Origin of the sequence: Trinickia diaoshuihuensis (genome assembly GCF_003390925.1) — a bacterium.
GTDB classification, from domain to species: Bacteria; Pseudomonadota; Gammaproteobacteria; order Burkholderiales; family Burkholderiaceae; genus Trinickia; species Trinickia diaoshuihuensis.
Genome location: NZ_QUBS01000090.1, coordinates 179,484 through 194,490, shown reverse-complemented (window position 1 = coordinate 194,490; position 15,007 = coordinate 179,484). Strand labels below are relative to the sequence as shown.

Sequence of the window (15,007 nt, the reverse complement as noted above, 5' to 3'; positions counted from 1 at the left end):
TCTTGAGAACGCAACCGCTTATTGCGCGGACGGCCAGACGACGCGCAACAGGTTCGTCGATCCCGGGGTACCGAACGGCATGCCCGCCGCGACGAGAATGGGTTTGCTCGCTTGCGTGAATCCATGGGCTTGCGCGGTCGCGCTCGCTTTCGAAACCATGTCTTCCGCGGTATGGGCGCCATCGATTTCGAGCGAGCTGATCCCCCATGACAGCGCCAACTGGCGCGCTACCGCTTTGTCAGGCGTCAAGCTGAGAATAGGCGAGACCGGGCGCTCCCGAGCGACGCGCAACGCCGTCGCACCGGATGTCGTGTAGGTCACCGTCGCGCTAACGGGCATCACGCCCGTGATCGTGCGGATGGCGGCGCCGATCGCATCGGTGGTATCGGCGCGGTCGAGCGGAGCCACGGCATGCATCAATTGGCGATACGACGGATCGGCCTCCGTATGTTCGAGAATGCGGTTCATCATCGAGACCGCCTCGACTGGGTATTTGCCGGAGGCCGATTCCGCGGACAGCATGACCGCATCGGCGCCGTCGTAGACAGCGGTCGCCACATCGGATGCCTCTGCCCGCGTGGGCGATGCCGAGGCGACCATCGATTCCAACATTTGCGTGGCCACGATGACCGGCTTGCCGGCCTCGCGGCACAATCGGACGATGCGCTTTTGAATCGCCGGAATGTATTCGGGCGGCAACTCGACGCCGAGATCGCCGCGGGCCACCATGACGGCATCGGCCGCATCGATGATCTCCTCGATACGATCCACCGCGGAGGGTTTTTCGACTTTGGCTATGAGCTTCGCACGCTTGCCGATCAACGCGCGCGCTTCATGAAGATCTTCGGGGCGTTGCACGAACGAGAGCGCCACCCAATCGACGCCTTGCGCGAGCCCGAATTCGAGATCCGCGCGATCCTTGGCGGTGAGCGCGGGTAGCGGCAGCGCAACGCTAGGCACGTTGACGCCTTTGCGATCGGAGATGATGCCGCCTACCACTACCTCTGTCACGATCCGCGTGAGCGAGACGCCGGTCACCTTGAACCGCAAGAGGCCATCGTTGACGAGCAAGATGTCGCCGATGCCGGCGGCGGCGAATATTTCCGGATGGGGCAGGCAGACGCGCCGGCTGTCGCCCGGCGTGGGATCCTGATCGAATACGAACGACGCACCCGTCGCCAACTCGGCGCGACCCGTTTCGAACGTCGAAATGCGCAGCTTGGGGCCTTGCAAATCGAGCAGTACGCCGATCGAGCAACCGTTCTGCGTTTCGATTTCCCGGATGAGCCGCAGTCGAGCCGCGTGGTCTTCGTAGCTGCCGTGGCTGAAGTTCAAACGGAATAGATCGGCGCCTGCCCGATGCAGTGCATCTATCACGGCCTGAGCGGAACTGGCCGGTCCCAGCGTTGCGACGATCTTGGTAGCGCGGTTTCGTGTCATATCGATTAGTTCTGCTAACTGTGTGGTGCGTGTTTGAAAGTCAAGCGTGTGCAAAGAACTACATGGGCGCCGGCCGTCCCACCCGTTTCAACCGTGTTCGCCGGCCCATGCTTCGGTGGCGCGAACGGCGCGCTGCCAGCCTGCCAGGCGGGTTTCGACTTCCGGCGCTTCGAGCGAAGGCGAGAAGCGCCGGTCAGGCATCCATTGCGTCTGAAGCTCGTCGATATCTCGCCAATACCCGACGGCTAGACCGGCGAGATAAGCGGCGCCGAGCGCGGTCGTTTCGCTGATCTTCGGCCGAACGGCGTCCGCGCCGAGGATGTCGGCCTGAAACTGCATCAATAGATCGTTTGCCGTTGCACCGCCGTCCACGCGCAGCTCGCGGATCGGAAGACCCGAATCCGCTTCCATGGCCTTCAACACACCGAGCGATTGATACGCGATCGAATCGAGCGCGGCGCGCGCGATGTGCGCGTCGCGGGTACCGCGTGTGGTGCCGAAGAGCGATCCTCGCGCGTGCGCGTTCCAATGCGGTGCGCCAAGCCCCGCGAAGGCGGGGACGAGGTAGACGCCGTCGCTGTGCGGCACGCGTTCGGCGAGCGCCTGAACCTCGTGCGCGCTCTTGATGATGCCCAGGCCGTCGCGCAGCCACTGCACGACGGCGCCGGCGATGAAGATGCTGCCCTCGAGCGCGTAATCGACGCGATCGCCGATCTGCCACGCGAGCGTGGTGACGAGGTTGTTCTTGGAGGGAATCGGCGTCGCGCCCGTATTCATCATCAAGAAGCAACCGGTACCGTACGTATTCTTGACCATCCCGGAGCGCGTGCACATTTGGCCGAAGAGGGCGGCTTGCTGGTCGCCCGCGATGCCCGCGAGCGGAATCTTCGAGGCGAAGACGGGCGTTTGCGCATAGCCGTAGATTTCGGACGAGCCTCGCACTCGCGGCAGCATGCTACGGGGGATCTCGAGTAGATCGAGCAGTTCGTCGTCCCACTCGCGCGTGTGGATATTGAACAGCATCGTGCGCGACGCGTTCGTCGCATCGGTCGCGTGAAGCGTGTGTTTCGTGAAATTCCACAGCAGCCAACTGTCGACCGTGCCGAAGGCGAGCTCGCCGCGCCGCGCCTTCTCGCGCGCGCCGGGGACATTATCGAGAATCCAGCGGATTTTGGTGGCGGAGAAGTAGGCGTCGATCGGCAAACCGGTCTTCGCGCGAACCTTCTCTTCGAGGCCCCGCGCCTTGAGCGCATCGCATAGCGGCGCCGTGCGGCGGTCCTGCCAGACGATCGCGTTGTAGACGGGCTGACCCGTTTCGCGGTCCCAGACGATCGTGGTTTCTCGCTGATTCGTGATACCGATCGCGGCGATCGACCTGCTGTCCAAATCGGCGCGCATCACGCATTCGGTGGCAACGCCTGTCTGCGTCGACCAGATTTCGTGCGGATCGTGTTCGACCCAGCCCGGTTGCGGATAGATTTGGCGCAACTCTTTCTGTGCGACGGAGACGACCTTGCCTTCGCGATCGAACAAAATCGCGCGCGAACTCGTCGTGCCTTGATCAAGGGCGAGGATGTACTGGTCCTGCATCTGTCTGCGCTCCATGTGTTGTTGTATCGAGCGCGGGTCGATCGATTGCCCGCGCTCTTTTCCGCAGGGCGGCCTGCGGTGTTGCTGCGTTTGCTAGTTCAAAGCGCGAGCGCGGGGGCAACGCGCTCAGGGGACAGCCACGCATCGATTTCGCGTGTCGCCGCTTCGAGCTGCGCCGGCGCGATGTGAAGACCCAGTTTCGTGCGGCGCCATAGGATGTCTTGCGCGCTGCGCGCCCATTCGACGTCGCGCAGATAGCGCAGCTCGGCTTCGTAAAGGTCGGGCGCGAACTGGCGGCCGAGGTCGGCGAGCGAACGTGCGCCGCTCAGCATCTTGTCGGCGCGTGTGCCATATGCGTGCGCATAGCGCAGCGCCAATTCGGCCGGAAGCCATGGGTGGCAGGCGGCGAATCGTTTCGCGAAGCGTTCGAAGTCGGCGCCTTCCATGTCTCCGCCGGGCAGCGGCGCGCCCGCCGTCCACGACGGCGCGCGTTGTCCGAGCGCATGCGTCAAGGTATCGACGGCCTCCTCGGCCAACTTGCGGAACGTCGTGATCTTGCCGCCGAACACCGATAGCAGCGGAGCCTGGTCGGACCCGGCTTCGAGTTCGAGCTTGTAGTCGCGCGTGGCCGCCGACGGGTTGTCGGTGCCTTCCTCTTGCAGCAGCGGGCGCACGCCCGAGTAGGTCCAGCACACGTCGCTCGGCGAGATCCGCCGTTTGAAGTAGCGGTTGATCGACTCGCACAAATAGCTGGTTTCCGCGTCGTCGATCGCGACTTGCGCCGGATCGCTCCCGTATTCGACGTCGGTCGTGCCGATCAGCGTGAAGTCGCGTTCGTACGGAATCGCGAAGATGATGCGCTTGTCGGGATTTTGAAAGATATAGGCGTGATCGTGGTCGAACAAGCGCCGCGTCACGATATGGCTGCCTTTCACGAGCCGGATACCGTGCTGCGCCTGGCGGCCCAGTGCGCCCGTCAGCAACTCGCCTACCCAGGGACCCGCCGCGTTGGCGATCGCGCGCGCACGAACCTGAACCGTCGTGCCGCCGGCCCGGCGCAACTGCGCCTGCCATTGACCGTCTCGGCGCGCAGCATGGACGAGCTTCGTACGCGTGAGGACCTTCGCGCCCCGCTCGCTCGCATCTAGGGCGTTGAGCACGACGAGGCGGGCGTCGTCGACCCAGCCGTCGGAATAGACGAAGCCGCGCTCGATCGAATCGACGAGCGGCGCGCCGGCGGGATGGCGGCGCATGTCGATCCCGCTCGAACCGGGCAGTCGCTTGCGCCGGGCGAGATGGTCGTACAAGAACAAGCCCGTACGAATCAGCCAAGCCGGGCGCAGGTTCGGCATGTGAGGCATGACGAAACGTAGCGGCCGCATGATGTGCGGCGCGGCTGCGAGCAACGTTTCGCGCTCCTGCAACGCCTTACGCACGAGCCCGAACTCGCGGTATTCGAGGTAGCGCAAGCCCCCGTGAATGAGCTTGGTGCTCGACGACGAAGTATGGGCCGCCAGATCGTCCTGTTCGCACAGCAGGACCGACAGCCCGCGACCGGCGGCGTCCCGCGCGATGCCGGCTCCGTTGATGCCGCCCCCGACGACGAGCAGATCCACTACCTCTGTTGCACCCATTGAACGTCTCCTGATCGAATTCGCGCGCGAAACACCGTTTTCGGAATATTACCGAAAAAATTCGAACATTGGAATTTCGAAAACGAACATTTCGAGTTGACGATGCGCCCCCGATATCGGCAAGACGGGACGCTAGCCAGCGGGATTGCTTCGCTGGGATCGCCGCCTTGACAACCCTTACGGTGCGTACGATCATTTGATCGATATGTGAACAAATGATCTGTTCGCCCTCCCGGGCGATTTCCATAAGAGGCGGAGACGATGGCAGGTGAACTGAACGGCAAAGTCGCGGTTGTTACGGGCGCCGCGTCGGGGATTGGGTTGGCGAGCGTGGATGCGCTCTTGTCGGCCGGCGCGCGCGTGGTGCTGGTGGATCGCGACGAGGCCGCGTTGACTGCGCTGTGCGGCAAGCGCGGCGAGGCGGCCATTCCGCTCGTGATCGACCTGCTCGATTCGAAAGCCTGCGCGTCGCTCGTGCCTCGCGCGCTGCAATTGGCTGGGCAGATCGATATCTTGCATGCCAACGCGGGTACGTATGTCGGCGGCGATCTCGTAGATGCCGATACTGACGCGATCGATCGAATGCTCAATTTGAACGTCAACGTCGTCATGAAAAACGTGCATGACGTCCTGCCGCATATGATCGAAAGACGAACCGGCGATATCGTGGTGACGAGTTCGTTGGCCGCGCATTTCCCCACGCCGTGGGAGCCCGTTTATGCCTCGTCCAAGTGGGCGATCAACTGTTTCGTGCAAACGGTGCGGCGGCAGGTGTTCAAACATGGCATTCGTGTCGGCTCCGTGTCCCCCGGCCCGGTCATCAGCGCGCTGCTGGCCGATTGGCCCGAGGAAAAGCTTAAGGAAGCCAAGGCGTCGGGTAGTCTCATCGAAGCAAGCGAAGTGGCGGCGACGATCTTGTTCATGCTCACGCGCCAACGCGGTGTGACGATTCGCGACGTGGTCCTGATGCCGACCAATTTCGATCTTTGATGGTCGGTAGGAGGCTGTTTGACAGTTGGACGGCCACGCGCATGTGGTCACCGGTGTGGCTAGGAAATGATTGCAATGATTGCGTTTTCCGCCTATGATGCTAGCATTGATAGCACTCTGCTAGGAGGTAGGCATGGCAAACCTTGTTGTCAGGAATCTGGACGACGCACTGGTTCAAAGCTTAAAGGAGCGTGCGGCTGCCCACGGTCGAAGCGCTGAGGCGGAGCATCGGGAAATTCTTGCGCGGGCGCTGCGCCGGCCCCAGCGCAAAAGCTTTGCGCAAGTACTGATGGCAATGCCGAATGTCGGGGATGACATCGATTTCACGCGAGTCGATGACGGCGAGGCGGGACATGTATTTGGTTGATACCAATGTCATTAGCGAAATTCGCAAGCAGGGGCGTGCGAACCCAGGCGTCTTGGGGTTCTTCCAGGAAGCGGCGCGTGACGATATTGATCTGTATTTGTCGGTTGTGACGGTCGGCGAGTTGCGGCGGGGTGTCGAGTTGATCCGACATAGAGGAGACGATCCGCAGGCGACGCGCCTCGAAAGGTGGTTGAATGCGGTCCTGCACGAATTTTCACAATACATCTTGCCCGTAGACGAAGAGATCGGTCAGGTATGGGGACGCCTCAGAGTTCCACACCCGGAGCATGCGCTGGACAAGCTGATCGCGGCGACTGCGCTCATTCACGACCTAACGCTCGTTACCCGGAACGTTGGCGACTTCGTCGGAACCGGTGCTCGCCTGCTGAATCCGTTCGATTAATCGAACGAGCCAAGCCGGGTCTCGGCTAGAGAGGTTGGTATACCAAAATACCATATCGTGTCACAATGCGTCATCAGGTCAGTCAGCGCGACGGGGCGGTCCCTCAAGTATCGCTTCTGCGTCGCACGTTCAACGTTTCGATACGGGGCAATGCAATGACATACGGCGAACATACCTATCGCGTTTCGGTGCAATGGACGGGTAACAAGGGCAGTGGCACATCGGGATATCGTGAGTACTCACGCGATCACGTCATCCGCTCGGGCGAGAAACCCGACATTGCCGGTTCATCCGACGCCGCATTCCGTGGCGACCCCGCGCGCTGGAATCCCGAAGACCTGCTCGTGGCATCGGCATCGGCGTGCCATAAGTTGTGGTACCTGCATCTGTGCGCGGATGCCGGTGTCCGCGTGGTCGATTACCTCGATCACGCCGAAGGCACGATGATGGACAGCCCGGCACAGGGGCGCTTCACCGAAATCATATTGCACCCCCGCGTGGTGATCCGGCGCGGCGACGACCGCGCGTTGGCGATGGAGCTGCACCATAAAGCGCACAGCCATTGCTACGTGGCCAATTCAGTCAATTTTCCCATTCGATGCGAACCGGTCGTCGACTATGAGGACGGCAACGACGCGTAAAGGTATCCGCGGGTATCCGCGCAATGCGAAGAAAGGGCCGCGGAATGCGTCCCCCCGATGCCTCCCGCGCACGCCGAAAAGGCGCTTAGCCGCCCCTCTCAGTATCTGAAAGCGAGGCCGTCAACGCAGCTTGACACCCCTCGCTTCTCGCCTAGCTTTTAATCTCATTCATCCCCCGAGAAACGCAATCTGTCATGCAATCCGAGCATGAGGGCATCGTTTTGTCTTCGCAGGAGATAGGCGCACTGATTTGGTCGTCGAAATACCGAATGCGCGACGCGCGCGGAAACGTGGAGGGTAGCATCGAAGAGACGTTCGCGAGAGTGGCAAACGCGCTCTCGATGAACGAGGCACCGCACGCTAGGTCTGCTTGGGCCCGCGCGTTTCTGCGTTGCATGACGAGCTTCGAATTCTTGCCTGCCGGACGCGTTCTTCGAAACGCGGGGCGTGACGATGCCGTGACGATGGTCAGCACATTCGCGATGCCCGCGCTGACCGCAAGCAATTGGCTAGGCACCGCGAAGACAGCGCTCAGAACGATGGTGTCCGGCGGCGGCATCGGCTTGAACTTTCAAGCGGAAGGGGAACAACGGCGGCTTCGCCGCGATCTCGACTTTTGGCAGTCGATCGCGGCTACGGCCATGGCATCGTCCGAGGGCCGCGCCGCCATGATCGGCCTCGTGCCGGCCGATCATCCCGAGGTCAAGGAATTCGTCAATGCGAAAAGACAGATCGGCGATCTGAATCAGTTCAATTTATCTGTCTTGATCTCCCAGGAAACGCTTGAGCGGGACGACGAACTCATCTCGTCGATCTGTGAATCCATCGTGGACACCGGCGAACCCGGTGTCCTTTTTATCGACAATATCGTCGCTTCCGACAATTTGCGGGGCATCGAAGAGATCGTCGGTACGAACTCATGCTGCGAGCAACCGTTGCCGGCTTTCGGCTCGAGTCCGCTCGGCTCTGTCAACCTAGCCAAGTTCGTGAAAAATCCATTCACGCTTGAAGCGCGAATGGATTTAGAGCGGCTCGGATCGGTGGTATGCACCGCCGTCCGCATGCTCGACAACATCATCGAGTTAGAGCGCTACCCCACTCAGCGGCAAGCATCCGTGGCGAGAAGTACGAGACGAGTCGGGCTTGGGGTCATGGGTTTGGACGATGCGTTTCGAATGCTCGGCATCGAGTACGGGTCCGAGGACAGCTTGAGCACCGTGGCGGCGCTGTTGGAGCGAGTGCGTGCAGCCGCGTACGCGGCATCGATCGAGCTGGCCGCGGAAAGGGGGGCGTTCCCGCGCTTCGACGCGCGCCAATTCAAGAGCGGCCCCGGCGGGCCAGGCGTCGACGATTCCGGTGTCCGCGCCTCGTTTTTCGTCCACGGAATCCGTAACGGGGCGCTGACCGCAATCGCGCCGGCGGGATCGCTCGCGCTATTGGCCGGTAACGTGAGCGCCGGCATCGAACCGACCTACGCGCGAGAGCAAAAGCGGACGATACGAATCGCCGGCGCGGCGCGCGTGTATCGTCTGCAACCGCGCTGGGCCGAGCTTGCACCGAACGGATGCGACCGCGCGCTGCTAGACGGCTATGCCACCCATATTCCAGCGTCGGCGCACGTACGAGTGGTCGGTCAAGCTCAGCACTACGTCGACGGCGGGATTTCGAAGACGGTCAATCTGCCCGAGCGCGCGTCGGCAAGCGATGTGCGCGCTGCGATTCGCTTGGGGCACGCCCTGAAGGTAAAAGGGCTTTCGTTCTATCGGGAGCATTGCCGGCGCCCGCCCATTTTGGCTTAGCCCGAAGCAACCAAGCTAATCATTTTGAATATGCGGCGCCGCGCAAGACCTTGCCGGCGAATAGGTGGGGATCTTTGTCCGATACGGCATGCTTTTAGAAAGAAAAATTAGCATTTTCCGCAGATGAACAATACTATGTTTTTCCTATAAAAATTAAAAGACACATCCCTTCGGTTATTGAAATATTCAGAGCAATATTTCATTAGCGAATATCAACCATCCTCGCGAGGTTTGCAATGAAAAGCATAAAAGCTAATCGCCCTTCGGTTGTATTAAGGCCGACGCTCGTGTTCGTCTTGAGCGCTGTCTCCGCGCTGTGCGGTGCGCCCTCGTCGGCCAACGCCGGGAGCGTGCTGCCTGCCGGTGGTCGTTTCGTGGCCGGCACGGGCTCGATGACGGGCAATTCCACGTCGTTGACGATCAATCAAACGTCCAGTCGCGGCGTGATCGATTGGAATAGTTTCTCGATCGGCAACGGCAACCATGTCGTGATCAATAACGGTACGGGCGCAACACTGAACCGTGTCACCGGCGCGGACCACTCCTGGATACTCGGCGAGCTGTCCGCAACCGGTAGCGTGTATCTAATCAACCCGCAGGGCATCGTTTTCGGCAACCGCGGCGTAGTCTCCACCGGCGGGCGTTTCGTCGCCTCCACGCTCGATGTGGATAACACGGCATTCATGAATGGTACGCCGCTCACGTTCGCGAGCAAGCCTGGCGCCTCGAACGGCTTCGTCGTCAATCTCGGCAAGCTTGCCTCCACCGGCGGCGACGTATTAATCATTGCCAATAACGAAGCCGCCAATGCCGGCAGCATCAGCGCACCGAAAGGAACGGCGGAGATTGCCGCCGGGCAACGTGTGCTGCTAAAAGATTCCGCCGTCGGCCAGCAAGTCTTCGTGCAGAGCGGCAGTGGGGGAAAGATTTTCAATCGTGGCGCTATCGAAGCGGCGCAGATCAGTCTGCAAGCAGCCGATGGCAATATCTTCGCGCTAGCCGGCAAGCATTCCATCCTGCGCGCAACGGGTACCGCGTCGCGTGACGGTCACGTGTGGCTCGTCGCCGATACGGGCGGAGCGTGGCTCGGCGGTACGATAGAAGCAAGTAACGCGAATGGCAGCGGCGGCACCGTCGACACCGACGCAAAGACGTTGCGGATCGCGGGAGGCGCAATCGTTAAGGCGAACCAGTGGAACATTACGACCCCCGCGTTCACTATCGACGGCCTCGCCTCCCGAGTGTTCCAAAGCAACCTCGACCGCGGGACGTCCATTAACTTACAAACGACAGGCGCGGGCGGCGCGAGCGGCAATATCGACGTGGCGTCTGGCATTCATTGGATCGGCGCCGCGTCGCTGACGCTCGGCGCCTACCACTCGCTCACGATCGAAGCGGCCGCAGACTTGAAGAACTGCGGCAACGGGAACCTGACATTGCGAGCCGACGCGGGCGCCATCGATAACGGCGGCAGCATTACGAACAAGGGGACGGTCGATTGGTCGGCGAGTCGTGGCATCGTCAATCTGTTCTACGACATGAACGGCAGCTACGAGCCGGGACGCCTGCTTGCCAATGCTACGTGGACGCCGGCCGCGTACAGCGGCCTCGTGACCCAAATCACAGGCTATCGGCTCGTCAACTCGTTGGCGGATCTGGAGAACGTAAACGCGGATCTCGCCGGCAACTACGCGCTCGGTAGGGATATCGACGCGAGCGCGACCAGCGGTGGCTCATACGTCCCGATCGGCAGCGGCAATACCTCGTTCACCGGCCAGTTCGACGGGCAGGGCTATACGATCAGTTCGCTCACGGTAGACGGACTACCGACGCAGTCGGTGGGTATGTTCGCGAGCATCGGCAAAACGGCGGTGGTGCGCGATCTCAACGTCAACGGTCACGCAACGATCAACTGGGCCTCCGACGATACGCCTACCTCGGGTAGCGAGGGGATTCTGGCCGGCGAAAACGATGGGACGATTTTGCGCGTCAACACGTCCGGTGTCGTCGACGCCGCAGGTTCGGCGGATGGAGACATCACGACGGGCGGCGGACTTGTCGGAACCAACCGCGGCACGATAGAGCGCTCATCGAGCAGCGCATCGGTCACGACCGGCGGATATTTAGGCGGTCTAGTGGGTGAAAACGACGGCGTCGTCGCCCAATCGTTTGCCTCCGGCCAGGTGACGGGCGGGGTCTACGGCGTACTCGGCGGGGTCTCCTTCGGCAGCCCGGGTGGCCTCGTCGGCACGAACTCCGGAACGATCACGCAATCCTATGCGACCGCGTCGATATTGGAGGGGTGTGGGGCATTCGCATGTACGTCGGGCGCCGCGCTCGTGTACAACAACGTGGGGACGATTAGCCAGTCGTTCGCAAACGGCGCGATTACGGCGGCGATTCCAGGCGCCGGCGGTCAAGCGGCGGGCATCGCGGTTCAGAACTCCGGAACGATTGCGAACGACGTTTACTGGAACCGCGACACGACGGGCGCCACGAGCGGCGTCGCCTTCGGCACCCCAACTCCGGCGGCGAACGGACTCACAACCGCTCAGATGAGCGACCCATCGAGCTTCGCGGGCTGGCACTTCGGCCCCGGCGGCGATTGGGTCATGCCCGCCGGCGGAACGCACCCCGTGCTTGCATGGCAATTGAACGCCTCAGGCTCACAATGACCTCGCAATAACAATGACAATCGTCAGCCCTTCGTCGTCATTTAGGCGAAGGGCGTTGGCGCGCTGGCCGCTAACGCAGAGACGATGGCCGCGCCGGTCGTGTTCCCAACGCATCGCATAGGTTATCGTTTCGCTCATGGGCATTTTACGGAGCGGCCAATGACCGCCAGTACACTCGACGCCTATCGTCAGTTACAGCAACAGATCGCATCGGATATCGCGGAGCGTAAAGCCGAGCACAAACGTCGACTCAGCGACGTCCGCAGAAACTTCGCCGACGCGCGCGTCAAGCCCTTGAACCTATTGGCCGTTGGCGATTCGTGGTTCGACTATCCGGTCCCGTCGCAGGGCCATCTTCCCACGGACGTCATCGTCTCGCTCGAACACCTGATCGACCTCGACCCGGCGCCGCTCAAGCTCGCGCACTATGGCGACGCCACGACGACACTGCTCGGCACATCCAAGCGCGATCGATTGGTGAGTACGCTGCAGGACAAGGATCACGGGCCGTTCGATGCGATCTTGTTTTCCGGCGGCGGCAACGACCTGGTTGGAGATGCGTTTCGCTTCTGGCTCAACGATGCGGCGTCCGTCGCTCGAGTCGCCGATCTTGCGGTGAACGAAGCGGCGCTGACGGACATCCTGAGCATCGTGAGGCGCGCCTATCTGGATTTGATCGACGTGCGGAATCAATACGCGCCGAATGCCTATCTTTTCTTTCATCAGTACGACTTCGCGACGCCCACGAATAGGTCGGTTTGCGATGGGTTGGTCGGCCCCTGGCTTCACCCGTCCTTCGTCGATAGAGGATGGACCACGTTGGAGGTCGATCCCGGTTTTTTCGTCGAGGGGCGCCAAATCGTCACGGCGATTCTTCATCGCTTCTCCGGGCTGCTCTTTGACGTCGTTTCGATGCCGGGGGCGAACAATATCGTCATCGTCGAAACCCAAGGGACCTTGAATCCCGATGCCGATTGGCAGAACGAACTGCATCCCACGCATGACGGCTTCGCCAAGATTGCACGCAAATTTCAACAAGCGTTGCAATCCGTCTTCAAAGAGCGCGCGGCGCCGCGTTAGCACGAGCGCCGGATAGGTGTTTCGTTATCCGGGCACGAATACGCCGACCGCTGCGATCGCCATCGCTATCGTCGCGATCCATCCGCCCCACGCCAACGGGCCTTTGACGGCGAACTCGCCCATGATCCGCCGGCTCCGGGCCATCAACATAATGACGGCCATGATCGGGACCGCCGTCACGCCGTTGATGACCGCGCTCCAATAGAGCGCGCGAATCGGGTCGAAGTGCATGAAGGTGATCGCCACGCCACCGACGATCGCGAACGCGATGACGGCATAGAATTCACGCGCGAGCGCGAGATGTAAGGACAAGCTACTGCGCCAACGAAAGCTGCCCGCGGCTGCGTAGGCCGCCGATCCCGCTAGGACCGGCAACGCGAGCAGACCGGTGCCGATGATGCCCAAGGCGAACAGAACATAGGCGAATCGGCCGGCGATCGGCTCTAGCGCGCGAGCGGCGTCCGCGGATGTTTTTACGTCGATGTGGTGCAGATTGAGCGTTGCGGCCGCCGTGAGCACGATGAAAAATGCGATGATATTCGACACTCCCATGCCGATCCACGTATCGAAGCTGATTCGCCGTAGCTGTGCGGGTGCTTGATGCGGTACGCGGCGCAGCGGCTTTTGCCCCGGCTCCGATTTCATTTCCTCGACTTCCTGCGAGGCCTGCCAGAAGAATAAATATGGGCTAATCGTGGTGCCCAAGACGGCGACGATTGTCGTCAGGTAATCGGACGTCAACGAAAAACGAGGCTGTACTAGCGCATGCGCCACATCGCCCCATCGAATCGGCAAGATGAGCGCAACGGCGACATAGGCGAGCAACGTCAGCGCAATCCACTTCAACAGCCTGGCATAGCGCTCGTAAGGTACGAAGATTTGCAGGGCTGCCGACAGGCCGCCCAAGACGACGACGTTCAATTGCTGCGGCGTGCCCACGAGCAACTGCGCCGAGGCCCCCATGGCCGAGAGATCGGCCGCGATATTGATGACGTTCGCGACGATCAACAAGAGCACCGCGCTGTAGAGCAGCCATCGCGGATAGTGCTCCCGTATGTTGGAGGCGAGACCCTTGCCCGTGACGCGGCCGATCGTTGCGCTCACGAGTTGGATCGCCGCCATCAGCGGATAGGTCAACAGCAACGTCCAGAGCAGATGGTAGCCGAATTGGGCGCCCGCCTGCGAATAAGTACCGATGCCGGACGGATCGTCGTCCGCCGCGCCCGTAATGAGGCCTGGGCCCAGCCGCCGGATCCACGAGCGCTCGACGGGGTCGATGACGGTGCTTTCGGGTTCTTTGATGTGCTCGTCTGCCACGGTTGCCTCCTCGAACATACAGGTGACCGCAAGTATCGAGCCTGCCCCTAAATGCGCTATGGTGCAAACCTGCGTTCCGATTCCCATTCATTGCCCGCACTGCCATGTTCGAGATCAGCCAACTTCGATGTTTCGTCGCCGTCGCGGAGGAACTGCACTTTAGCCGCGCGGCGGAGCGCTTGAACATGACGCAACCGCCGCTCAGCCGGCAGATCCGTCTTTTGGAACATCAGATCGGCGCGCCGTTGCTGGATCGCACGAGCCGTACTGTCCGGCTGACCGCCGCCGGTCGTTCGTTCTTTCAAGAAGCGGCCCGCATTCTTCGGCTGGCGGAGGAGGCGGCCTACACGGCGCGCCGTGTTGCGAAAGGCGAAGCCGGGTTCTTATCGATCGGATTCACCGCGGCGTCCGGCTACGGGCTCTTGCCGAAACTTGTTCGGCTCGTGCATGAGCATTCGCCCGGCGTCGCGTTGACGCTCAAAGAGCTCGTGAGTCGCGACCAACTCGATGCACTGGCGTCCGGACAACTCGATCTAGGCTTGCTGCGCCCGCACGTGGACAGCGACGAAGTAGAGACCGCCGTGCTGAGCAAGGAAGGCCTCGTGCTCGCCATCCCCGAGGTGCAGGCCCGCGATTGGCCCAAGCATCCCGTTGCCGCGGACCTGCACGGGCGGCCCATGTTGATGTATTCGCCCTACGAAGCCGACTATTTTTACCGGCTCACTAGGGCAATCTTCGATCGGGCGCGCGCCGTACCGGTCATCGTCGAACACGTCGCCCAGATCCACACGATGCTCGCGCTCGTGCATGCCGGGATCGGGGCGGCATTGATTCCGGAAGCGGCCACGCGCCTGCGTTTCGAAGGGGTCGTGCTGCGCAGGATCGAAACCGACCCGGCCAGACCCGTCGAGACGATCGGCGTTTTCAGGCGCGATAACGACAACCCGATCCTCTCGATCGTGAAGACGCGCATTCTTCCTTTGCTCGCCGATGCATGAGTGCGCGCGTGGGTCGGCCTCCTACTCATCGATACAAGAATTGAATCGTTCAAGTCAGTTGTTGATTTGATTC

Annotated in this window: 12 protein-coding genes; 8 read left to right on the top strand and 4 right to left on the bottom strand. The window is 61.5% G+C overall.

Translation table 11 applies throughout. The features are described 5' to 3' along the window. Window positions 1–18: 18 nt before the first annotated feature. The 3 genes from pyk to glpD all read right to left on the bottom strand — a co-directional run bounded on the left by pyk (window position 19) and on the right by glpD (window position 4,664). A complete protein-coding gene (pyk, locus tag DXT59_RS29150; RefSeq protein WP_116141809.1) occupies window positions 19–1,440 on the bottom strand; it encodes a pyruvate kinase in 1,422 nt (473 codons plus the stop codon). A gap of 87 nt (window positions 1,441–1,527) precedes the next feature. After that, window positions 1,528–3,030 carry a glycerol kinase GlpK gene (gene glpK / locus DXT59_RS29145; protein ID WP_116142263.1) on the bottom strand — a complete coding sequence of 501 codons (1,503 nt, stop codon included), beginning with the start codon at window positions 3,028–3,030 and terminating at the stop codon, window positions 1,528–1,530. 98 nt (window positions 3,031–3,128) lie between these two features. Next, window positions 3,129–4,664: a glycerol-3-phosphate dehydrogenase gene (gene glpD, locus DXT59_RS29140; protein ID WP_116141807.1), complete on the bottom strand. Its 1,536-nt coding sequence runs from the start codon at window positions 4,662–4,664 to the stop codon at window positions 3,129–3,131. Window positions 4,665–4,925: 261 nt separating this feature from the next. Here glpD and DXT59_RS29135 point away from each other — a divergent pair, with 261 nt between their 5' ends. From DXT59_RS29135 to DXT59_RS29105, 7 genes are all read left to right on the top strand, one after another. Beyond that, window positions 4,926–5,654: an SDR family oxidoreductase gene (locus tag DXT59_RS29135; protein WP_116141805.1), complete on the top strand. Its 729-nt coding sequence runs from the start codon at window positions 4,926–4,928 to the stop codon at window positions 5,652–5,654. A 133-nt stretch (window positions 5,655–5,787) separates the two neighbouring features. After that, window positions 5,788–6,021, top strand: coding sequence for a FitA-like ribbon-helix-helix domain-containing protein (locus tag DXT59_RS29130; protein WP_116141803.1), 234 nt, complete (start codon window positions 5,788–5,790; stop codon window positions 6,019–6,021). Continuing rightward, window positions 6,008–6,424, top strand: a complete 417-nt coding sequence (locus DXT59_RS29125) for a type II toxin-antitoxin system VapC family toxin (RefSeq protein WP_116141801.1) — start codon at window positions 6,008–6,010, stop codon at window positions 6,422–6,424. The genes DXT59_RS29130 and DXT59_RS29125 overlap by 14 nt, the downstream gene beginning before the upstream one ends. A 155-nt stretch (window positions 6,425–6,579) precedes the next feature. After that, a complete protein-coding gene (locus DXT59_RS29120; RefSeq protein ID WP_116141799.1) occupies window positions 6,580–7,065 on the top strand; it encodes an OsmC family protein in 486 nt (161 codons plus the stop codon). Window positions 7,066–7,259: 194 nt separating this feature from the next. Further along, entirely contained in the window at window positions 7,260–8,864 is a 1,605-nt protein-coding gene (locus DXT59_RS29115) for a ribonucleotide reductase N-terminal alpha domain-containing protein (RefSeq protein ID WP_116141797.1), read from the top strand. Between the two features lie 287 nt (window positions 8,865–9,151). Beyond that, window positions 9,152–11,539 (top strand): beta strand repeat-containing protein, encoded by a 2,388-nt coding sequence (locus DXT59_RS29110; RefSeq protein WP_240324730.1) that lies wholly within the window; start codon window positions 9,152–9,154, stop codon window positions 11,537–11,539. Between the two features lie 159 nt (window positions 11,540–11,698). Next, complete coding sequence (locus DXT59_RS29105) at window positions 11,699–12,619, top strand: hypothetical protein (protein WP_116141793.1); 921 nt, start codon at window positions 11,699–11,701, stop codon at window positions 12,617–12,619. Window positions 12,620–12,643: 24 nt separating this feature from the next. On the opposite strand, the gene DXT59_RS29100 is transcribed toward DXT59_RS29105, so the two are convergent. After that, the gene (locus tag DXT59_RS29100; protein WP_240324729.1) at window positions 12,644–13,936 is read right to left on the bottom strand and encodes an NRAMP family divalent metal transporter; all 1,293 of its coding nucleotides are present in this window, start codon (window positions 13,934–13,936) and stop codon (window positions 12,644–12,646) included. A 104-nt stretch (window positions 13,937–14,040) separates the two neighbouring features. Between DXT59_RS29100 and DXT59_RS29095 the strand changes: the two genes are divergently transcribed. Beyond that, window positions 14,041–14,934 (top strand): LysR substrate-binding domain-containing protein, encoded by an 894-nt coding sequence (locus tag DXT59_RS29095; protein WP_116141789.1) that lies wholly within the window; start codon window positions 14,041–14,043, stop codon window positions 14,932–14,934. The last annotated feature ends 73 nt before the right edge of the window (window positions 14,935–15,007 follow it).